The sequence below is a fragment of the Terribacillus saccharophilus genome, assembly GCF_000725365.1.
Classification (GTDB): Bacteria; Bacillota; Bacilli; order Bacillales; family Amphibacillaceae; genus Terribacillus; species Terribacillus saccharophilus.
This window is the reverse complement of record NZ_CP008876.1, coordinates 2,615,095-2,637,222: the sequence shown is the minus strand read 5'-3', so window position 1 is coordinate 2,637,222 and position 22,128 is coordinate 2,615,095. Positions and strand designations below refer to the sequence as shown.

Sequence of the window (22,128 nt, the reverse complement as noted above, 5' to 3'; positions counted from 1 at the left end):
CTCAGCCCTCCTTTTCCTATACATAAAGGAGGATGCACGATGCAGCCAGAATTATTTACAACAAACAAAATCCGCACCCAATTGGATCTAGCAGAACAACAGTTGCATGCTCTAAAAGATACTATATCTCCTTCTGTACGAAATCATACCGCTAATACTTATATCCTTTTCGCTTCCTTAGGAACATTTAATTCACAGGCCGAAGTCATTTATTCAGGCCACCATCACTTCAATACTGCTGTTTCCGAATTGCTGCGGCGTATAGAAATACACAGTAGGAAACGCTCCATTATCTACCCCTGGATTAAGATTGATGCTGTCAGTCAAGTAAAACCTATATCATTTCAATCACTTCAAGATGCAATTGCATCTTGTAAAACAAATCACTTCAAATATGGAATCAGCTTTGATAAGGAATTCAATCTGGCATTCTTGGAACAGGAATTTAACGGCAACGAGTTCATTCAAGAAAACAGGAGCTCGGGACTAAAAAATTGGTTTGAAGATGCTGTGAACTCCTATTTACTAAAGCGGGCATGGAATCGCCCTCTCAACCCTTTTCAGCTTTCACAATACAAAGAACGAACGGTTTTTCTTTTTGACACAGTTTCTACTTTTATAGGACCGAAGGCTATCATTCACCTGCAGCACGGCAACCACAAAAATGGCATTCGCCCTATCCGGCATCTTGACCGCCATATAGATACTCTAATACAGTGCTCGACAAATCATCTTAGAGACCGTGTACAGCAGGACGGAAAGTTTGACTATGGCATATATGCAGCTGCTTCAAAAATAATTACGTCTTATAATTTGATTAAACATGCCGACGCTATCCACTCGCTAGCCGAGGGCTATCGATGGAAAAGGTCATTGCAGCAACAAGATCCCATTCTGTTGCAACGGATGAAGGCTGCACTGGATTATCTTTTAAAATTCCAGGCAGAAAAGGATTCTAAAACTATTCTTATCGAAAAGGACTCCAAAAACCAGCTGTACAGTCTTGGAGCTACTGCCGCTGCAGTTATAGCTATCGCTGACTACCAGTCTCTGACTGGCGATGAGCAGTATTTGGAAGCAGCAAAAAAAATGGCTAATGGTATGCTTACGTTACAAAACAGAAGCGGCAGTTTCCTGAATATCACTGCAAAGCAGCATCAAGCTGGATATGATGCTAAGGCTGTCTATGCCTTGCTGCGACTGTATCAATTAGATAGTTATCCCTTGTGGCTAGAAAGAAGCAAGCTTGCATTTGAACATTTTATCAATCGAAGAGTACAGCCTGCACCAAATCACTGGCTCAGTTATGCAGTGTATGAAATGACCGGTATCATACCTGATAGACGCTATTTTGCCGTGAAACTGCAAAGCATCCAAAAAAGATTGGCAGCGATGAAAGGGAATACGAACCCCTCTCCTACACAATTGCAGATTCTGCTTTGCACTAGAAGATTGCTGGACAGAATGCACCACGCCCAATTAGGTCATCTTTTAAGAGGATTTGATATGAAGAATTTAGAGGATACGATACATTCTCGTGCTGATCAGCAGCGGATAGGTTTCTTCTATCCTGAGATAGCAATGTACATGGAGAACCCGAGTTCAGTTGTCGGGAGTTTCTTCAATAGACAGCACGGATTCCGTGTACGTATTGATGACCTGCATCACAATATCAGTTCCTATTGTCTGTATGCCCAATATTATCTGACTGACCATCAAGACCAGTCGTTGATTCCTTCCTAGGAGGTGTATCACATGCTGAAGTTCATAGGCTATACCCTTTTATTAGTCGGAGCTATCGTACTTGTTATGACCGGCTATCAGTTCTATCAATCAGAAGCAAAGAGCGATAACCTTTTAGAAGAAGCCAATGCTATGCTGGCTGAAGAGAAAAACAACAGCAATACGAGTGATACTGCCAATGCTGAAAATAACAAACCAGAAGATGCTGGTCAATCTGACAGACAAGAAGTCAACAATACAAATATAGTGAATAGGGGAACTTTTGAAGAAGGTGAACTGGTCGGCATTCTGCGTATACCTGCCATCGAACTTGAAGTTCCTATTTCAGAAGGAACTGCGCCGCAGGAATTGAAATCAGGAGTTGGCCACGAAACTAGCTCTAGCTTGCCTGGAGGAGGCAAACAAGTATTTCTTGCCGGGCATAATGATTCTACTTTCCGGCGTGCAGGAGAACTGAAAAATGGTGATGAACTGATAATCGAAACCAGTCAGGGGTCATTCAGCTATACAATGTATGCACATGACATTGTGCATGAGTCTAGAACAGATGTCATCACTCCCGGAGATAGTGAATCACTGGTCCTGATGACATGTTATCCTTTCACAGGAATAGGCTCGCCCACTGAGCGTTACCTCATATACGCAAAACCAAATTAAAAAGCACAGCCAAAAGGCTGTGCTTTTTCATACCGGGGCAAACAGATCAACCAATTGTAGCGCTACTGCCCCTAATGCTGTCGCACGATTTCCATGTTTACTTACCATTATCTCAGTCTGTGCCGCTTGATCCGTCAATGCTCGGCTCGCAATTTCTTCCTTTAATGAGGGAAGGAGAAAAGCAGCACTCTCCATCACACCTCCGCCAAGAATGATTCGATCAGGATTCAACAGATGTATTAAATTAACCAAACCTATTCCAAGTATCTGACCTGTTTTTTCCAGAATGATCTGAGCGTCTTCATCTCCAGCTCTCGCTGCGTGATAAACAGCTTCCCCACTCGCCATCCTTGCTCTGTGCGCAATAGACGGACCGCTTGCAAGTGTCTGAAGGCAACCACGGTTTCCACAAGCGCATTTTTCTCCATTTGGATCGATAGACATATGTCCTAGTTCACCAGCCAGCCCTGCTGCTCCGTGAAAAAGCTTTCCGCCAATAATAATTCCCGCACCAATTCCTCGCCCAATATTGACGGCCACCATACTATCCTGCATATCATAACCGCCAAACCACGACTCCCCAAGCGCCATTGCTCGAGCATCATTATCCACTTTCACCGGAATACTGAATCTATCTTCTAGCTCCTGCTTGATAGGAATATTATGTAATCCTAAGAGAGGAGCTACGAGAGATACACCAGTTTTTGCGTCCACGACTCCATGCATCGCTACTCCGATACCTATTATCTGCTCTGTTTGCATACTATGCCGGTCAAGCAACTGCTGAATAGCTTTTACGACTTGATGCAAAAACTCGCTATTAGTATGCACACTAAGCGGATAAGAGACAATCCCAAGCATCTCTCCTGTTAGATTCGTCAAAATACAGTCGACTGTACCTGGACCAGCATCAACACCGATGACAAACAACTCATCTGTCCGGATATGAAGCATGGTAGGCTTACGGCCGCCGCTTGAGGATCCGAGCTTGCTCTCCTCTACAAGACCTTGTTCAATCAGTTCCTTGACGATAATACTGACTGTCGGAGGCGTCAAGCCTGTCTCTTTCGCTATATCTGCGCGTGATATTGGCGCTGCAATACGAATCTTGTTGAGAATCAAAGATCTATTCACTGTTTTCATTAATTGAAATGTGCCACGCTGCATTTAAACCGCTCCACTATCAGTAATAATTTCAGTATACCATCATTCGAACAAAGCTGACTCCCATGCTAATCTTCTAGATTTCTATCTCTTTAATAACCTTTGCTGGATTTCCCCCGACTACAGTATTTGCAGGGACATCTTTTGTAACGACGGCACCTGATCCGATAACCGCGTTATCTCCTATTGTCACACCAGGATTGATGACAGCACGTCCGCCGATCCAGACGTTATCTCCTATTGTCACCGGCCTGCCCAATTCATAACCGGAATTACGTTCTACCGGATGCAACGGATGCGTTGCAGTGTATATATGTACACCTGGAGCCAACATACAATTATCTCCGATACGAATCTCACAAATATCAAGCATCACACAATCAAAATTCGCATAGAAGTTTTCACCAAGATGAATATTGTACCCATAATCACAGCGAAAGGTCGGTTCGATGTAGGCTTTGCCTTTAGATGAGCCAAGTATCTTATGCAATAAATCCGCTCGCTCGGCGTGCTCATAGCTAGTTGTATCATTATATTTACGGATCAACTCCCGAATTTCCATACGTCTGTCCGTCAGCTCTTTATCGGAAGGACGATAAAGCTCCCCAGCCACCATTTTCTCTCTTTCTGTCTTCATAGTTATACTCTCCCCTTTCTGAAAATCTCTCACTTTATGTATCTATTGTTATAAAACTCGTAAACACGGACCATACTGATTCTATTATATCGCAAAGGAGAATTACTATGCACACCCGCCTCAAAGTTGCACTGCCTCTATTATTCATACTCATTGCACTTTTATTGATCTTGCCCACACAAGCAAACGCTAGCGTTTCCAATACTGGACAAACGACTGCAAACCTGAATATCAGAGCCGCCCCTTCGACGGATGCTGCCATTATCGGCAAATTCCCTGCTGGCACCCAGTTTCAATATATCGACAGAGGAGATGGCTGGGGGCAAATAACCATTCAGAGCCAAACAGGTTATCTTAGCTTGGATTATGTAACAGCAGCGAAAAATGAAACAGCAGCTCCAGCTCCCGCAGAATCATCAAGTGGGCAGCCTGTGCACAGAATAGTTATCGATCCCGGACATGGCGGCAAAGATCCTGGTGCAATCGGAAACGATACGATGGAAAAATGGGTTGCTCTGACTATCTCGGAGAAACTGCAGCGCAGATTACTTGCTAATGGGTATGATGTAAAAATGACACGCAGCGAGGATGTTTTTATTCCATTACCAGAACGAGCGACACTATCGAATAACTGGAAAGCAGATTTGTTTGTAAGCGTCCACGCCAACAGTGCTACATCTTCGTCAGCAAAAGGGTTGGAATCATACTACTACGGAGCAAGCAGCAGCGGGAAACAGCTGGCTTCCAGCATCCAAACTGCACTAGTAGCCAACACCAATAATGAAAATAGAGGCACACATAGTGCTGATTTTTATGTACTGCGCCACACATCCATGCCAGCTGTACTCGTTGAAACAGGATTTATCTCGAACCCTGCTGATGCTGTGCTCCTTAACGATGAAGGTTACCAAGATAAAGTGGCCAGTTCAATTGCCGAAGGAATCAAAGATTATGCAAGCTAAAGCAGAGCTGCCAACATGGCAGCTTTTTACATAATTTTCATACTACACTTATAGATATAATCGTATAATTAGAGTGCATAGGAGGGAATAAAAATTGAAATACTTAGTAGATTTCATTTTAGCCATCATACTTACCGGACTCTCTTATTATATCGGCAGCTTATTATTCCGGCACGGATTACCAATATGGCAAGCAATGGTCATCGGCTTCTCCGTCGTCGCACTTGGCGCACTGACAGAGGCACTTGGCGCACCAATTTGGCTGATTGTGCTCGTTCCTTTCCCAGTTGGCATGCTGCTTTTGTACCTTTTCCTGCAAGTACCTATCTACAACTGGTTCATTACCTATGCGACAACCTTAGCTTTCTATACCTTGATGCACATCCCAATGAGCTACTACTTCCAATTTCATAGTTTGATCCCTGCTTGGAAGCTATCTTAATACAAAAAAAAGAGACTGCTCGAAGCAATCTCCTTTTCTTGTATTACTCTATTTTAAAGCCAGAAGATAATATCTGGATGCTTTTTCAAAATCATTATTCTCTGTATAATACTTGGCTAGCCCTTCGGAAAAATGACGCACATTATTTTCATCTTCAATGGATTGGAAATATTCAATGCCTTCCCGCCATACTACTTCGAAACTGTCCTTATCAACATATTGTTTATGAAGCATAGCAAACATCCATTTATATGCATCTTCATCTCGCTTCTTGCTTAATGCAAATCCCTCAGCAAAGTGCTCCATCGCACGTTTCTTCAAGCCGATTCGGAAGCAGCATTCTGTCACGTAATATAAGCTCTTTAAATAATATTCTGGATGCTTGTAATGCATAGATTTTTCGAAATGCCCCATAGCCTTCTCAAGCTGATTTAGCTTGAAGTACAGTACCCCAATATTGTGATGGATATACATAGGCAGCTGTAATTCAGACTCTGACATATCATGCTTCAAAGCAGTTTGAAACAGTTCCTCTGCTTTCCGGAAGTCAGTCATATGCATATGATTCAACCCTTGTAGCAGAAGACATTTTGCAAGCTGTAATTTTTGATCGTAACGATGAGCTGATTCGATAGCTTTATTGGCATTCAAGACAGAGAAAGCAGTCATTTTCATATAATAGTACGTATTTGCCAATTTATAATAGAAATCAGACACTTCCCGATGGTCGATTTGCACCGACAAAAACGGTTCAGCACGTTCAAATTCGACAATTGCTTCCTGAAGCTTGGTCTGCCGGTACAACAACAGCCCCTTGAAGAAATGGTAGTAGTAAAGATTTTCATCGGTGAGCGCGAATGCATCAGCAGCACCCTCGAGCAGCTTTTCTCCTTTATCCAAATCACCTTTAAGCATCTTCAAGCGAGCATCGTACAACATACTTTTTGCAAGCAGTTTTTCATCGTGAATTGCAACTTCCCGTTCAGTTATTTCATTCCGAATACTATCAGCAGCACGGATCTGTTCCGTTTTAATATTTACGTATAATTTATCAAGCAGCTCTTTAAATATTTGAGCGTTTTTCATATCTGTCTGGTACATCGTCTCACCCTCTTTCTATTCCTATCTGAATCATCGGTAGATTACTAGGTAATGTTTAGAAGTTCAGAAAGAAAAAGATTCACCATATGGTGAATCGGTTCATTTAAGCTTTTTTCCGTATATTCGATAGGCTTTATCGTACGGATAAAAAGAATCTTTCAGCAATTCCCATCCGTTCCGTTCATAAAACTGAATTGCTTTACTATTATTCTCACGTGTAGTCAGGACAGCTGTCTTGTTTGGTGCTGCAGTTAGCAGTTGATTGAGCAGCGCGGTTCCGATTCCGGATCCTCTAACAGAGGGAGCAACCACTAACTCCACTAATTCGAAGCAATCATCCAGCCAATCAGACTTTCCATTCTCCTGCAGTGCCGCTCGCAGCAAGTTATGATAATATTGCCCTGGCCTTGAAGTGTATCCATACACCAATCCGACCATTTTACTCTTTTCGTTCAACTGTACGAGCCCTTGATAACCTGGATACCTACTATGACGCACAAAACGAGGAGCAATATCGGCAAAGCTCACTTGCCATGCCTCTTGGTAAAAAGCTGCAGCTGATTTAATCAGCACAGAATTCCCTGTCAGTTTCCTGATTCTCATCCTGCACACGCTCCTGCTTCCTGTTTTTATATATTATATAGAAAGCCGAATCAATTTGCAGCCTGTCCTTGCATTGTTTGAGAACGCAGGCTATAGGAAGAAACCTTCTTTTTCTGATATTTAAATACATCCACTCTGTCTGGATATGGATATACTAGAAAACGTCCTTGTTTTGTTTCTATCTCAAACGGTACACCTTCAGGAGCAGGAGCATAATAGTATTTTTCTAAGAAGCTGGCGTCATTGAATTGATCAATAATACGCTGTGCTTCTTCCTCTGGAAGAGCCTTGCCATCCTGCTTGACAGTCACATCATAAGTTAGCTTCGGATGCAGTTGAAATCTCTTTCCTACCTTATCCACAACCCCACTCGGTAAAGATGCCGCTAAAACTTTAATCAAACTAGCTACAATCAATAAGACAATAAATACCCACGACAAATCTTTTCGCCTCGATTCCAATTAATCGTGCTTATAATAACACAATTTCAGTAAACCTTCTTCTTCATTTTTGACAAGAAAATGACAGATACGCCTTCCGTCCTATTCATTTAATGGTTTCCAATACTTATACTGGAAAATGGAGGTAATAATATATGAAAACACCTAAAACGTTAACGATGATCTCATTAGTTTTATTGACTTTAATCTTTATCGCTAGTCTATTCTTCACAATCACTTTGCCACAAAATCAATCCATGGAACAGGCCGTGACCCGCTATCTTGAAAACGACCCAAAGTATCAAAGAACACTTGATAACGGGGAAACTCCTTCTATCAGCGCTGATGAGATGGCCGCTGAAACAATGTCTGCCTTGCAAGTATTCTTTGTCATTCCTACCATATATATAGCCATAATTGCTATTATTGTAGTAATCGGCTATACCATTATTTCTAAAAAGCCAAAAGGCGCTGCATTGACACTATTCAGCGCAGGAGTCTTATCTTTGGTAACGATTATCGTTCCTGTGCTCTTATTCATTGCAGGCGGTATGCTAAAAAAGAGATCCGTATAAAAAAGTCTTCTCCTGCACTGGAGAAGACTTTTACTATTAGATTCTAACTTTTGATACAAGCGATCCAATCAAACCACCGATGATGGAAGGCACCACCCAACCAAGACCTACATCATAGAACGGCAGCACTGTTTGGAAAAGGTCGTTAACTGCAGTTATCTGCAGTCCCGCTTCATTGAAGCCATCAAAGATACTCACACAGAACGTCAGTACAAGGCTGCCGATATATACTTCTCGCTTTCCGCCGAATAACGGATGAAGAAATGTAAGGAACACCAGACTGATTGTAATCGGATAAATAGCCATCAAAACAGGAACTGAAATTGAAATTAATTCTGTAAGACCGATATTCGCTACTATCGCACTAAAGATAGATAGCACAATTGCAAACGTCCGATAGGAAATACGCGGCATTAATTCATGGAAAAACGTCGAACAGGATGTGATCAAACCAACGCTTGTCGTAAGACAGGCAACTGTGATCATCAATCCAAGGAAGATGATACCCCATGAACCGAAGTAATAATCAGATACATCAGCAAGAATCTCAGCACCATTACTCAAATAACCGAGCTCACTGACACTGGATGCACCCATAAAGGAAAGTGCTGTATAAATCACTGCCAGGACAACAGCCGCAAGAGCAGTTGCTAATAAGCAAACCTTCATGACCGAGGCTTTATTCGTTATGCCTTTATCTTTCAAAGCATTGACGATGATGATTCCGAACACACAAGCCACTAGCGCATCTAAAGTCAGATAACCTTCTTGGAATCCTTTAAAGAATGCATTTGCCGTATACTCACTTTGAGGTGCATGGAATTTTCCGATCGGGAAGATAATAGCGACGATAACAAGCAAACCGATAAAAGCAAGCTTGATTGGTGTCAGGAATTTCCCGATAACATCGATGATCTTAGTAGGATTCAACGATAACAAGCAAGTTATTACAAAGAAAAGAACAGTAAACAAAACCAATGGAAGCGGCCCAGGATCAGCTGATAAGAATGGTTTTAAACCAATCTCATAGGATACATTCCCTGCACGCGGTATCGCAAAGAATGGCCCGATTGCTAGATATAGAATGATCGTATAGACGATCCCGAAGATTGGATGCACCCTGCTCGATAATGCCATTAGATCTCTTTCGCCTGAATAGACGAAAGCAATGATACCAATAAGCGGCAAGCCTACACCTGTTACAAGGAACCCTGCATTGGCTATCCATATATTTTCACCGGCTTGCTGCCCAAGCATCGGCGGGAAGATCAGATTACCCGCTCCAAAGAACAAAGCAAAGAGCATCAAACCAAGGATGACGGTAAATGAACCTGGTACTTTCTTTGACACAAAAAAACCTCCACTAACTATTCGAATAGTCTGATAAATAACAAAATATTGATGTAATTATAATTTTCGTCAGATTTTCTGACACAATACTGGTTAGTATAATACTGAATTGTGCAACATTCAAGGAGTTTCTGTAAGGAATCTTCTGTAAATATATGTATAACAAAATTTTTCAAACATAGGATTCGCATTATTACGAACAAATACGAATAAATTATAGGCTGTTTCCGACAATAAGCATAAAAGGAACATGATTATGGACTTCCCTAACATTCAGACAAACTTTTGGGATTCTGTTATTGGCATCCCAATAACACTTGTCCTCACACAACTGCTTAAACTGTTTTTACCGTTACCAAAGCAGTATGTGCCTACAATCGCCATTCTAATCGGACTGGCAATCTCGATTTTTTACAGTCACCCGCATGATTTAATTGCTGGTATTTTCATGGGTTATTTTTACGGCTATGCTGCCATTGGAAGTTATGCTGCTACAAAGACAACTTGGAGAGTATTTCGGAGAGAGAAGCGGGACTTTTCATAAAAAAACCTCGCCATGTGGCAGAGGTTGATTTATAAAAACTTACTTAGTCGAATCAGCATAAATATTGCCATTATCCATATAAGCAAAGCGGATATACGATTGAGCACCACAAGCATCTTACCTTGTGCATCCAACTGCCCAATAAATCTACCAGCAGCAGCTAGACCTAAGAACCAAATCCAAGATACGACAATACATGCTATTGTGTAGCTCCATTTTTCCATACCAGTATAAGCAAGGGAGCTTGTCCCGATAACACCAACTATATCAAGTATCGCATGTGGATTCAGCAAGGATACAGATGCTGCAAAGATAATCTGTTTTCGAGGAGTAAAGCGTTCTTCCCCTGATTGTACGCTTTCAGGAGCTGATTTCCAGAGGCTCCATCCTATATAAGCTAAAAAGCAGAACCCTACTGCATATAGCACTGCCTGAATCCAAGGTATACTCCAAACGAGTACAGAAATTCCCGTTACAGCGATTGAAATCATAATTGTGTCTGCCATTCCTGCTGTAATGACTGCCGGCAACGTATGAATAAACCGCTTTTGTATGATGCCCTGATTGAATAAGAAAACATTTTGAACGCCAAGCGGTAATATGAGACCAAATGCAAGGATGATTCCGTGAATGACCGGTTCCATCTTCTCCCTCCTTCCATTACTGAGCTTAAAGGAACATTATAAAAATGTCCCCCTCCAATTGGTTGGTTTCTTACCCAACCAATTTTAGTATACTGAAGGAAGGAGGGATAAAATGGCACACATCGATTGGAAACCAAATCGAGATTTGGATATACCGATTCAAGTTCAAATCATCGAGTACATAAAAGAAAAAATAAAAAATGGTGAATGGACCATCGGGACTAAGCTTCCTTCACAGCGCAAACTGGCAGAACTATTCGATGTGAACCGCAGTACGATTGTTTCTGCGCTGGGAGAATTGGCTGCAGACGGACTCCTTGAGACAAAGACAGGCAGTGGAACGACAGTTAGTAATACAACATGGAATCTGCTCGCCGCGCCGTCACCTGATTGGCAAAACTATGTCCAAAGCGGCATGTATGAACCAAATTTCAAATTGATTCAAGCGATTAATCTGGCAGAAGCAGATCCGTCTGTCATTCGACTTGGCACAGGAGAACTAGCGCCAGAACTCCTGCCCAGTGAAGAAATTACAAGCCTGCTGCACAGTACAGACACAATACCATTAGGTTATTCCGAGCCGAAAGGGAGCTACGCACTTCGACTGCAGTTAAGCCGATACCTGCAAAGCAGGGAAATTCATGTATCACCAGCAGCCATACTCATTACATCCGGCAGCCTCCAAGCACTTCAACTGATTGCTGGCGGATTGCTCGCAAAAGGATCTACTATCCTATATGAATCTCCTTCTTATATTCAATCTGTTCCAGTGTTCCAATCTGCCGGCACCAATATTTTCGGATTAGCAAAAAAGGAAATAGATATTACACAGCAAATCAGACAATATATGCGCACAAGTGATGCAGCGCTATTTTACGCAACCCCACTGGCCGGCTATGGAACCAGGCAGAGCGACAGAGATTACTGCTGACATGCCAGCAGCTTTCCCTGCCGATTATCGAGGATGATGCTTATTATGATTTGTGGTTAGATGCACCACCTCCACCACCACTAAAAGCATTAGACACACAAGGAAATGTGTTATATACAGGCAGTTTTTCAAAGGCAGTGAGTCCCGGAATACGCATTGGCTGGATCGCAGGACCTGAACCTGTTATTGACAGGCTAGCTGACAGTAAAATGCAGACAGACTATGGAGCAAGCAGCTTATCCCAATATGTCGCAGAGCGTTGGCTGGCTACCGGCATCCATTTACAAGCCACTGAAAAAATACGGGACGCTTTGAGAAAACGCCGAGATGCTGTCCTGCAGCTTTTACAAGATCACTTCAAAGAAATTGCAAGCTGGAACAAGCCGCAAGGGGGCTTCTACATTTGGCTGAGATTACATCAGTCCGTCCCAATTCACACCTTTTTTGAAAGAGCGCTTCAGCAAGGTATCTTGCTTAATCCTGGTCAAATATATGATCGAAACGATTCACATCATCTTCGTATATCCTATTCCTATGCATCGATTGATCAGCTGGAGTATTCGTTAAAACAGCTAGCATCCTTAATCAGGAGCATACAAAAATAATAGACCCGTCAGGAAATTCCTGACGGGCCGTCTTCATTTAACTTGTTTTCTTGTCTTATTCTCTTCAAAAGCAGCTTTAGCCTGCTTCAGGAGTTCCTTGTCTGTCAGCAACCGGTAACCTGTATGCGCTAATGCTTTGGCTCCTTTTAATACAGCTGCATCACCAATTTCCGAACGAGCAGCTTCTCTGAATTCCTCTGTATGGCCAATTAAATCTTCTGGTCCAATTTGAATATAAGGATGTGCAGTCGGTACCTCATAACTAATATTACCTGTATCAGTCGAGCCCCGCCCCTTGCCTTTCTTCAAATGAACATACTCTCCTACATTCTCTAATTCTTCCTTGAGCACCTGGTCCAGCACTGGATTGAGGACAAAATCCTTCACTTCATTTTGGAATCTTTCTATTTTGACACTAGCTCCTGTAGCTAATGCAGCTCCTTTGGCTATATTCTTTACTTTATCGGAAACAGCTTGTGCTTTTGTCCATGTTTCTGCCCGGATAAAGAAGCGCGCAGATGCGTATTCCGGTACAATGTTTGGTGCATCCCCACCGTTTGGAATAATGCCGTGCACGCGCACATCCTGCGGTAAATGCTGACGTAATGCATTGATTCCATTGAAAAGCTGAATTACAGCATCCAAAGCATTGATTCCCTTATCTGGCGAGCCGGAAGCATGAGCTGGCTTTCCGTAGAAATGGAAATCAAGCGGATCAACTGCAAGAAAGTCGCCAGTGACACTCGTTCTGCCAGAAGGATGAATAATCAAAGCCGCATCAATTTCCTTCAACAAACCATGCTTCACAAAGCTTCCTTTAGCACTGCCATTCGGGCCGCCTTCCTCAGCAGGTGTACCGAGAACAGCTACACTTCCGCCTGTCTGGTCCAATGTTTCTGCCAAGGCAATACCAGCTGCTGTACTAGTGGTGCCGATAATATTGTGGCCGCACGCATGCCCTATTCCAGGCAGTGCATCATATTCGGCGAGGAAAGCGATACGCGGACCTGGTTTACCGCTATCCTTCAGCGCATAAAATGCTGTTTCATGCCCTGCCACTCCTTTATCTACTTGAAAACCCGCTTCTTCCAGCAATGCAGCAAGTGTTTCGCTGGCGAAAAACTCCTGATTGCCGATTTCCGGTTTAGCATGGATGGCCTGACTTGTCTGGATATACTTTTCCCCATTTGCGTCCAAATGCAGTGCAACTCGGTTTACTTCGGTGACAGATTTACTCATGTTTCATTCCTCCTCCTGTAGTCTTTTCAAATGCTTCTGCAACTCTTCTTTTGGCACATCCACTACGATAGAGCCACCACTTGTATCCTTATCTACAGCTTCCTTCACTGCTTCATCCTGATATAACTCAACAATTTTCTGGTACGTCTCATTATTTTCATCGTCTTTATTTACTGCAAAGACGTTTACAAACGGTGTGATGCTATCATCATTAGCATTCTCCAGATAAATCGGATCTTCTTTCGGATTAAGACCTGCTTGACCTGCAATACCATTATTAATAAATGATACTGCGACATCTGGTAATACACGTGGCGTTTGCTGCGCAACAACAGGTACAATCTCAATGTTCTTCGGATTTTCTACAATCTTGGAAGGATCTCCGAACTGGCCGAAGTCATCCGCTAATTTAATAACGTCAGCTGCTTCCAAAGCTCGCAGCGATCTAGCTTGGTTAGATGGATCATCCGGGATAGCAACCTTGTCGCCTTCCTTCAATTCATCAAGGCTTTCGATTTTCTCTGAATAAGCTCCGATTGGGGCAATGACAGTAGAACCGATTGGCACAATAGTATCACCATTTTCTTTGGCATATTGACTTAAGAAGGCGATATGCTGGAATGAGTTCATGTCAATTTCACCGTTGGCCAACGCTTGGTTTGGCAATGTATAGTCGGAGAATTCCACAAGTTCGATATTGATTCCCTCTTCCTTCGCCTTTTCTTTCAGGATTGGCCATTGGTCACCATCAGACCCTGTCACACCGATTTTAACTGTTTGACTGCCATCTGCTGAACTGCTTCCGCATGCTGCAAGGATAAACAAAAAGGCTAACGAAATGATTCCAAGTAGAGTTTTTTTCATGTCGATCATCTCCTTAAAATTTTTCTTGAAAGTGTATTGCCGACCCATTGGGCAAGCTGGACTAGCACAATTAAAATAACGACTGTAACAATCATGACACTCGTATCAAATCGTTGATATCCATATGTCATCGCCACATGTCCGAGACCTCCACCACCGACAGTTCCTGCCATCGCGGAGAAATCAATCAGACTGATTGTAATGAACGTCAATCCGAGAACGAGCGGACCGAGTGCTTCCGGAATAAGTATGGTATAAATAATCTGAAGCGGACTGGCACCCATAGCCTTGGCAGCTTCGATAACACCCGGATCAATGCTGATGAAGTTGTTTTCCACAACCCGCGCAATACTGAATGCTGCAGCAATGCTCATCGGAAAAATAGCTGCCCACGTCCCGATGGTCGTACCGATCACTTCTCTGGTAAGTGGACTAATCGCAACTAAGAAGATAATGAAGGGAATCGGACGGATAATATTGATTAGAAAATTGATAACTTGATAAAGAAAAGCATTCTCCATAATGTTTCCTTTTCGTGTTACAAAAAGTAAAAGACCGATAACAATGCCGAAAATTGAACCAATCACCAAAGTGACAGCTACCATCAGGATCGTCTGACCAGTTGCTTCAACGATGCGAGGCCAAAAAGTCTGCCAATCTACGCCCATGCTACGTCCACCTCCTCTATTTGTACAATTTCATCCAATTCCTTTACTGCACTAGCCGTTTTTCCTTCTTCACCATCAAAGCTGACAAGTAAATTGCCGTAAAATTTAGCCTGAATCTCTTGGACAGAACCATAGACGATGTTCACGTCAATATCGTGCTTCCTCGTTACCCGGGATAAGATAGGATCGCTTGCTACCTCTCCTTTAAAGATGATCCGGTACAGCTGCTTCCCGCCTTTTTGACGCCACTCATCCAATAATGACGGAGAAGGAAGATCCTGCTGCACGGAGCGGATGAATCGTTTTGTCGTCTGATGGACAGGACTTGTGAATGTATCAAATACTCCTCCTGATTCTATGACCTCGCCATCCTCCATAACAGCAACCTTGTCGCAGATTGATTGAATCACATGCATTTCATGTGTAATCAGTAGAATTGTGATGCCGAATTCCTTATTTACCTTTTTCAAAAGGCGAAGTATCTCTCCAGTTGTATCAGGATCCAATGCTGAGGTTGCTTCATCACAAATTAGAATATCCGGTGAAGTAGCTAGTGCTCTAGCAATACCTACTCGCTGCTTTTGCCCTCCGGACAGCTGTTCTGGATAATCCTTTGCTTTATCTGACAGTCCAACGAAACGGAGAAGTTCTTCTACCCTCTCTTTTATTTTTGCTCGCGGCATTTTTGCCAGTTTCAAAGGATAAGCGACATTACCAGCAACAGTCCGCGAGGTTAAAAGATTGAAATTTTGAAAGATCATCCCTATCCTGCGGCGAACTTTCCTGACCTCAGTTGGGCGAAGACTAGCTAAATCCACCCCTTGCACTTCCACAGCTCCAGCCGTCGGGTTCTCCAGTACATTCACTAACCGCAGCAATGTACTTTTACCAGCTCCGCTGAAACCGATGATGCCGAATATTTCTCCTTCCTCGATTGTCAGATTCACATTTCGGACAGCATGCACCTCCCGTTTTCCGATTGTGAATGTCTTTGATACATCCTTGAACGTTATCATTACTTTTCCTCCCATCAACGCAAAAGAGCCCTCTTTTTCCTTATCCAGAAAAAAGAGGGCTCCACGTATGAAACTTCCCCATTCTCATCTTCCAAACGCTCATAGGCGTTTGCAGGAATTGGCACGGTATTTGTGTAAACCCGTTGCCGAGACGTCATAGGGCCTGATCCCTCGATCTCTCTGGATAAGAATAAAACAAGTATGTAGTTGTAAGATTTGATTACCATGTTATGGGTTTTCCAATCAGATGTCAATTGGTTTTTTGAAAATTCTTTTTCTTGCGGGATTGACCACATAAAAAAGGCTGCAATAGAGCAACCCTTTAATCATAATAAGATGCATATTCGCTTCCTTCATAAATCTCTTCCGGACTGGCAGCCATCCACTCCTCGATCTCTAAATCGGGGTGTCTTTCTAAATACTCAGCAAGAATCTTATAGCCTTCATTATATCCGTAGATGTCAGGGAATACCTCGCTCCCAAACATGATTTCTTCCTTTGCCGCCAAGTTCTCTTCGTCCAAATGTTCTACAGCTTCCCGCCATAGTGCTTTATCATATTCATAGATTTCCCTGTCGAATTCTTTGGGATAAGCAACCTCTTCAAAGAATACAGCTTTCCCTTCGAATACGAGGTGATCCAGCAATGTGTTCCCTTCAGCAACCGCCGGAAACTGTTCAAAAAGGATACTATGATTGTATTCATGGGCCACTGTCGTTACCAGGGTACTATAGTCCATTTCTGCGTTAACGTAAATGGATATTTGTCCGGCTGAATATGCATAACCTAAGTAATCGACACCACTTGCCTCTGTTGTCGGAATCACGCAAACTGTCGTCTCCTCTTCACCCGGCAGGATCGATGCCGAATGAATCAGCGCTTCCTTTACTTGTTCTGTCACTTGCTCTTCATCCATAGTTTCGCTGAGCATTTCCAATTCACCCAATCTGTTAGCATGAGGTTGTTCCTTAAAAACACCAACACTGAACGCATCTGCTTTGGAAGCACCGTCAGCTAAACAGAACTCCATCAACGGCTCAACAAAGGTTTCTGCGTAGGTTTTATAATTATCATATTGCTCAGGGTCACGGTTTACCTTTTCTGCATAGTTCTGCATAAACTGATCTGTTCGGATGATATTGAATACTTGATTTGTATCAGGGTGTGAGAATGTTGTGGTCACATCTTTCACCTCTGCAAGCGGGGGCTGTTCCGGTTTAGATACAACCTCCGAAGACTCTTGACTGCATCCAACAAGACAAACAAGTAATAAAAAGAGAAGTGTTTTTTTCATTTATACCCTCCTATTTCAGCTCCTGCGAACGAAATTCCACTGCCTCCATCGGTTTCCCAATCAGATATCCTTGCACTAATGTACAGCCATTTTCCTTCAGGAATTCAAGCTGTTCCTGTTCCTCCACGCCTTCAGCAATTACGTCCAAATCGAGTTGCTTTGCCATGGCCAAAATAGTTTCCACCAACACTTTATTATTTCGATTGTGCATCATATCGCAGACAAAAGATCGATCGATTTTCAACGTATGAACAGGCAGGCGCTGGATGTACTGAAGAGAGCTGTAGCCTGTACCGAAATCATCGATGCTGATGCGAATACCAAGCTTTTTAATATGCTCCAGAACAGATATGGCATAGGAGTCACAAAACGGGATGTTTTCAGTGATTTCCAGTTCCAGATAAGCAGGATCCATCTCATACTCAAGCAGCGCATCCTCTAATTCGGCAAGAAAATCAGGATGAAGGAATTGATTGACTGATATATTTACAGCAAGACTAATCGGTTCATACCCTTGCGTTTTCCAGCATCGCCATTGCCTGAAAACTTCTCTGATCATCCACTTTCCAAGGGGGATAATGAAACGAGATTCCTCAGCAAGCGGAATGAATGTATTTGGATACAGCAACCCTCGCTCCGGATGCTGCCAACGCATTAATACCTCCGCACCGGAAACAGTTTCTGTATCTAGATAATAAAGCGGCTGAAAGTGAAGGCAGAACTCTCCTCTTTCTAGTCCATACCGCATCTCCTTCTCAAGCTCGAGCTTGGATTGTTCTGCAGGAAGGTACGTTTCATCATAAAATAGCCAACGCTTTCCGTGACTTTTCTTAGCTGCATACATGGCAGTATCCGCCTTAATAGTCAATAGTTTGACATCTTCAGCATGTTGCGGATATAAGCTGATTCCGATACTTGCAGAAACAAATACTTCTTTTCCATGAAGATAAAATACCTGTTCCAGTGATTGAATTAAGTTATATACAGCCTTTTCTATCTTAGGAATTTCGGTAATAGGCAGCAGAATAAGAAATTCATCTCCGCCTTGACGGAACACCTTTGCCCCTGACACGAGATTCTCCTGCAATCGTTCTGCCACCTTTCTCAGCAGCATGTCCCCGGCACCATGATTCATCGTGTCGTTTACCCATTTGAAATGATCCATATCCACAAAGAGCAAGGAAAAGTCGCCTTTATCCGTTGCTACCCATTCTGAAGCTATCCGATCAAATTCACGGCGGTTCGGAAGTCCTGTCAGCGGATCATGAGCAGCCAGGAATTCCGTTCGTTCGATGGAAGCTTCCAATTCCTTATTTTTTTGAAACAGCTCTTCTGTGCGCTCTAGTACCTTACCTTCCAGCTCAAGCATGAGTTTTCTATTCTGGAACATCGTATACATTTGTCGAAAGATGATTAGTAATGTAGAAACGATACAGCCAACCGCTATTAAATCAAATCCGCCGCCTCTGGCTACGATAAGAGCAAGTAAAACCAAAACGCTGATATTGGAAAACCATAGACGTGCCGAAAATAACGGTGTGCTTGCAGGAAGAGATTCCTGCCTGCTCAGTGCATCAAGATCATCCGCAAAGTAAGCTGCACCACCAATGACAAGCAAACTTGCTGTACCGAGCCAGTCAATTGGATGTCCGAAGTAATACATATTTTGTGAACCCAAATACAAAAAGATGGTATCTGAGATCAAGAAGAGCAAAAAGCCAACATAGAGACATGTTAATGCCTTTGACAAGCGCTGATAACTGAGTGCATTGAATACACAAATCAAGAAAAACAGTACAATCAAATCGCCAGCTGGATGACTGATACCGAAAAGCTGGATGATAAATCCATCCTGGGTCAATTGAACCCAAGTTTGCTTCATCAAGAATTCCCAACTTAAACAAGCCGCAGCAACGATAATGATTACAGCATCATAAACAATTTCGTAAATTGTCACTTCTCCCGCTTTTTGTTCAATCAGGTACAGAAATGCAAATAAACAGAAGATAATCGACACATTCCAAAATATATCTGATGCTGCTATCAAAATGTCATTCATTCCAATATGAAAATTATAAAAATAGGAGCTCACTGTGGCTAACAGACAGCCCAGCAGCGTAAAGCATAGAAACAGCCAAAACCGCCGCATTTTCCGCTCAGCTGTTTTATAAGCACGAAAAGCCCAAAATGCCGGCAGACCTGAACCGATGATTGCAAAGAGACCTGAACCTATCGCAAGTTCCCCGGGTTCCTGGCGAAATAGAAATAAATAAACTGCAGAAAAAAGCAGGAATATAAAAACAAAGGTTGTATATGCTTTGATGTTTCTCTTATTTGTCTTCTCCAACAGCTGCCTTCTCTCTTAATAGTTTGAAATAGTAGATAAAGTATACGATAACCAAGCCTCTTTTCCTATACAGCAAAATAAAAAAAGTCGCATTAAAAATGCGACTTTTAATTCTATTCAGCTTTTAGATGCCAGGTATAACTTACGAAGTCCCCAATGAGGTCTGTAGGTATACGAATACCGCTGTACTCCAGTTCATCACCGCTGTATATTTCACTTGTGCCAATGATTCGGTAGTCTTTGGCATCGTCCAACCCTTTCATCCGCAAGGAAGCTAGCGGTGCTGCCGGCTCAGCCAGCACACGATAATAACAGATGAAAGCTTCGGTCTTGTTTTCATTCACAAACATCCAGGCAGTTTCATTACCTTCAAACGGGCTTTTCAATCGGTAAAATTGTCCAAACTGCACGAGTCTGCGGATCTCTTTATAAGAAGTGATCTGCTGTTTGACGATTTCCTTCTCCTCGTTAGTAAGCTTTGTGAGATCTAGCTCGTACCCTAGATTCCCTGCCATCGCGACGTCTCCCCGCATCTCCAATGAAGTAAAACGATGCACTTGATGATTCGGCACATCCGATACATGAGAACCCATAGAGGCAATCGGATAAAGCAGACTTGTACCATATTGGATTTTAAGCCTCTCAACCGCATCTGTATTATCACTTGCCCAAGCCTGCGGCATATAATACAGAATTCCCGGATCATGACGTCCGCCTCCTCCTGAACAACTCTCAAACAGGATCTGCGGAAAACGTGAGGTAATCTCGTCCATCACTTCATAGACGCCAAGAATATGACGATGCGCCGTTTCCCGCTGACGCTCAGCTGGAAGTAAGGCAGAACCAACCTCAGAAAGATGCCGATTCATATCCCATTTCACGTAAGTAATTGGAGCACTTTCCAGGATGTCGGCAACTCGTTTTATAATCTCTTTCCGAACGTCCTGTCGCGAAAAATCAAGTACGAGCTGATCGCGGCTTTCTGTACGATAGCGATCTGGCACATGCAGGCACCAGTCTGGATGCTCCCGGTACAGATCACTGTCTACCGATACCATTTCCGGTTCAAACCAAAGCCCAAATCCCATGCCTAAATCGTTCACACGTTGGGCCAAATCGTCAAGTCCGTTCGGCAGCTTCGTCTTATCAACGAACCAATCTCCCAGTGATGTAGAATCTGAATTCCTTTTTTTGAACCAGCCATCGTCTAATACGAAAAGTTCGATTCCCAGCTCACTGCCAGCCTTAGCGATTCCCTCAATTTTCTCTGCATCAAAATCGAAATATGTCGCTTCCCAATTATTAATCAGAATCGGACGCTCTTTATCTCTGTATTCTCCTCTTACTAAATGCTGCTGATAAAATCCATGCAGCGTTTGCGACATTCCGCCCAAACCATCCGCAGAATAAACAAGCACTGCTTCCGGTGTTTGGAATGTTTCGTTCGGCTCCAGAACCCACGTAAAATCGAACGGATTGATACCCATTGTCACCCGAGTCGTCGCAAACTGATCGACTTCTGCCTGAGCAAGAAAATTACCGCTATAGACAAGATGGAAACCGAACACTTCTCCTTGTTCTTCTGTTGCGTGTTTTTCCATCAAAGCGATAAATGGATGCTGCTGATGGCTGCTTGCTCCACGCGTGCTTTCTGTAGACTGAATACCTGTCTGCAGGCCACGTCTCTCAAGATGCCTTTCCTTACCCCATGCTCCTGGCATAGTCAGCATGTCAAAGTCCGACCGACGGAAGTCTACACTTGCACTAGCAGCCTGTAAGAGCTTTAGCTTCTGTTTGCCATTATTACGGAATTGCACAGATCTCGAGACAATATCATAGTGACTAAAAATTGTATAGAGCAATATTACTTCCAAATGAAGCAATTCATCCTCCAACGTAATCTCCAGTGTTTCTGCGCCTTCCTGACCAGCATACGTTGCAGGAAGCCCTGCCAGCTTTGGCTTACCGCTGAAGATACGATGTGATTTGTATCGCAAATCGGTCACCGTCGATCCATTTTCCAACTGAATCTGGTAGGCTGGCTTCCGAAAATCCGAATTACCATACTGCGGGTATTCCTGCGGCAAAACATCCAACGTAAAAGTCCTGTCCCGATGATATGGATTAGGAGAAAATGAACGATCTATGTACTGCTGCCGATTACTATTACGATACTGCCGGATTTTCTTTCCCCAATACTGGTGCGTCAAATAACCATCCCGCTCCAGCTGCATAACATAACTGGTTGAGTTACCCTGCAGATGAAAAATACGCTGTTCTTCATCGAATCTGATAGCCATCG

General features: G+C 43.0%; 20 protein-coding genes, 1 pseudogene and 1 riboswitch. Of the genes and pseudogenes, 7 read left to right on the top strand and 14 right to left on the bottom strand.

Going from position 1 to position 22,128, the window contains the following annotated elements; translation table 11 throughout:
• Window positions 1-39 precede the first annotated feature (39 nt).
• Window positions 40-1,743, top strand: coding sequence for a YyaL domain-containing protein (locus GZ22_RS13280; protein WP_038563385.1), 1,704 nt, complete (start codon window positions 40-42; stop codon window positions 1,741-1,743).
• Window positions 1,744-1,755: 12 nt separating this feature from the next.
• The gene (locus tag GZ22_RS18070; RefSeq protein ID WP_051748271.1) at window positions 1,756-2,400 is read left to right on the top strand and encodes a class D sortase; all 645 of its coding nucleotides are present in this window, start codon (window positions 1,756-1,758) and stop codon (window positions 2,398-2,400) included.
• 27 nt (window positions 2,401-2,427) lie between these two features.
• On the opposite strand, the gene GZ22_RS13270 is transcribed toward GZ22_RS18070, so the two are convergent.
• The gene (locus GZ22_RS13270) at window positions 2,428-3,567 is read right to left on the bottom strand and encodes an ROK family transcriptional regulator (RefSeq protein ID WP_038563383.1); all 1,140 of its coding nucleotides are present in this window, start codon (window positions 3,565-3,567) and stop codon (window positions 2,428-2,430) included.
• Window positions 3,568-3,640: 73 nt separating this feature from the next.
• Window positions 3,641-4,201 (bottom strand): maltose O-acetyltransferase, encoded by a 561-nt coding sequence (gene maa, locus GZ22_RS13265; RefSeq protein ID WP_038563381.1) that lies wholly within the window; start codon window positions 4,199-4,201, stop codon window positions 3,641-3,643.
• Between the two features lie 107 nt (window positions 4,202-4,308).
• Between maa and GZ22_RS18065 the strand changes: the two genes are divergently transcribed.
• Complete coding sequence (locus GZ22_RS18065) at window positions 4,309-5,163, top strand: N-acetylmuramoyl-L-alanine amidase family protein (protein WP_051748270.1); 855 nt, start codon at window positions 4,309-4,311, stop codon at window positions 5,161-5,163.
• Between the two features lie 94 nt (window positions 5,164-5,257).
• Complete coding sequence (locus tag GZ22_RS13255; protein WP_038563378.1) at window positions 5,258-5,605, top strand: hypothetical protein; 348 nt, start codon at window positions 5,258-5,260, stop codon at window positions 5,603-5,605.
• A gap of 48 nt (window positions 5,606-5,653) precedes the next feature.
• On the opposite strand, the gene GZ22_RS13250 is transcribed toward GZ22_RS13255, so the two are convergent.
• From GZ22_RS13250 to GZ22_RS13240, 3 genes are all read right to left on the bottom strand, one after another.
• On the bottom strand, window positions 5,654-6,706 hold the full coding sequence (locus GZ22_RS13250) for a tetratricopeptide repeat protein (protein WP_038563376.1): 1,053 nt from the start codon (window positions 6,704-6,706) through the stop codon (window positions 5,654-5,656).
• 99 nt (window positions 6,707-6,805) lie between these two features.
• A complete protein-coding gene (locus tag GZ22_RS13245; RefSeq protein ID WP_038563373.1) occupies window positions 6,806-7,309 on the bottom strand; it encodes a GNAT family N-acetyltransferase in 504 nt (167 codons plus the stop codon).
• A gap of 50 nt (window positions 7,310-7,359) precedes the next feature.
• Window positions 7,360-7,749, bottom strand: a complete 390-nt coding sequence (locus GZ22_RS13240; protein WP_038563372.1) for a YfmQ family protein — start codon at window positions 7,747-7,749, stop codon at window positions 7,360-7,362.
• A 155-nt stretch (window positions 7,750-7,904) separates the two neighbouring features.
• Between GZ22_RS13240 and GZ22_RS13235 the strand changes: the two genes are divergently transcribed.
• Window positions 7,905-8,324 (top strand): DUF4064 domain-containing protein, encoded by a 420-nt coding sequence (locus GZ22_RS13235; protein WP_038563371.1) that lies wholly within the window; start codon window positions 7,905-7,907, stop codon window positions 8,322-8,324.
• A gap of 36 nt (window positions 8,325-8,360) precedes the next feature.
• On the opposite strand, the gene brnQ is transcribed toward GZ22_RS13235, so the two are convergent.
• The gene (gene brnQ, locus GZ22_RS13230) at window positions 8,361-9,674 is read right to left on the bottom strand and encodes a branched-chain amino acid transport system II carrier protein (protein WP_038563368.1); all 1,314 of its coding nucleotides are present in this window, start codon (window positions 9,672-9,674) and stop codon (window positions 8,361-8,363) included.
• Between the two features lie 256 nt (window positions 9,675-9,930).
• Here brnQ and GZ22_RS13225 point away from each other — a divergent pair, with 256 nt between their 5' ends.
• Window positions 9,931-10,218 (top strand): hypothetical protein, encoded by a 288-nt coding sequence (locus GZ22_RS13225; protein ID WP_038563366.1) that lies wholly within the window; start codon window positions 9,931-9,933, stop codon window positions 10,216-10,218.
• Between the two features lie 29 nt (window positions 10,219-10,247).
• Here GZ22_RS13225 and GZ22_RS13220 read toward each other — a convergent pair whose 3' ends face one another.
• Window positions 10,248-10,862, bottom strand: coding sequence for a LysE/ArgO family amino acid transporter (locus GZ22_RS13220; RefSeq protein ID WP_038563363.1), 615 nt, complete (start codon window positions 10,860-10,862; stop codon window positions 10,248-10,250).
• Between the two features lie 112 nt (window positions 10,863-10,974).
• On the opposite strand from GZ22_RS13220, the pseudogene GZ22_RS19125 reads away from it, so the two are divergent.
• Window positions 10,975-12,398, top strand: a pseudogene (locus GZ22_RS19125) (aminotransferase-like domain-containing protein).
• A 33-nt stretch (window positions 12,399-12,431) separates the two neighbouring features.
• On the opposite strand, the gene GZ22_RS13210 reads toward GZ22_RS19125, so the two are convergent.
• From GZ22_RS13210 to GZ22_RS13180, 7 genes are all read right to left on the bottom strand, one after another.
• Entirely contained in the window at window positions 12,432-13,637 is a 1,206-nt protein-coding gene (locus GZ22_RS13210; protein ID WP_038563362.1) for a M20 family metallopeptidase, read from the bottom strand.
• A gap of 3 nt (window positions 13,638-13,640) precedes the next feature.
• On the bottom strand, window positions 13,641-14,501 hold the full coding sequence (locus tag GZ22_RS13205; RefSeq protein ID WP_038563359.1) for a MetQ/NlpA family ABC transporter substrate-binding protein: 861 nt from the start codon (window positions 14,499-14,501) through the stop codon (window positions 13,641-13,643).
• Between the two features lie 5 nt (window positions 14,502-14,506).
• Window positions 14,507-15,169, bottom strand: coding sequence for a methionine ABC transporter permease (locus GZ22_RS13200; RefSeq protein ID WP_038563357.1), 663 nt, complete (start codon window positions 15,167-15,169; stop codon window positions 14,507-14,509).
• Window positions 15,160-16,185: a methionine ABC transporter ATP-binding protein gene (locus GZ22_RS13195; protein ID WP_038563354.1), complete on the bottom strand. Its 1,026-nt coding sequence runs from the start codon at window positions 16,183-16,185 to the stop codon at window positions 15,160-15,162. Before GZ22_RS13195 ends, GZ22_RS13200 begins: the two co-directional genes overlap by 10 nt.
• An 81-nt stretch (window positions 16,186-16,266) precedes the next feature.
• Window positions 16,267-16,376: riboswitch (SAM riboswitch) on the bottom strand.
• Between the two features lie 131 nt (window positions 16,377-16,507).
• Window positions 16,508-17,479: a DUF2268 domain-containing putative Zn-dependent protease gene (locus GZ22_RS13190; RefSeq protein ID WP_038563352.1), complete on the bottom strand. Its 972-nt coding sequence runs from the start codon at window positions 17,477-17,479 to the stop codon at window positions 16,508-16,510.
• 10 nt (window positions 17,480-17,489) lie between these two features.
• The gene (locus GZ22_RS13185) at window positions 17,490-19,826 is read right to left on the bottom strand and encodes a GGDEF domain-containing phosphodiesterase (RefSeq protein WP_038563349.1); all 2,337 of its coding nucleotides are present in this window, start codon (window positions 19,824-19,826) and stop codon (window positions 17,490-17,492) included.
• Window positions 19,827-19,939: 113 nt separating this feature from the next.
• Window positions 19,940-22,126 carry an alpha-galactosidase gene (locus GZ22_RS13180; RefSeq protein WP_038563348.1) on the bottom strand — a complete coding sequence of 729 codons (2,187 nt, stop codon included), beginning with the start codon at window positions 22,124-22,126 and terminating at the stop codon, window positions 19,940-19,942.
• Window positions 22,127-22,128 lie beyond the last annotated feature (2 nt).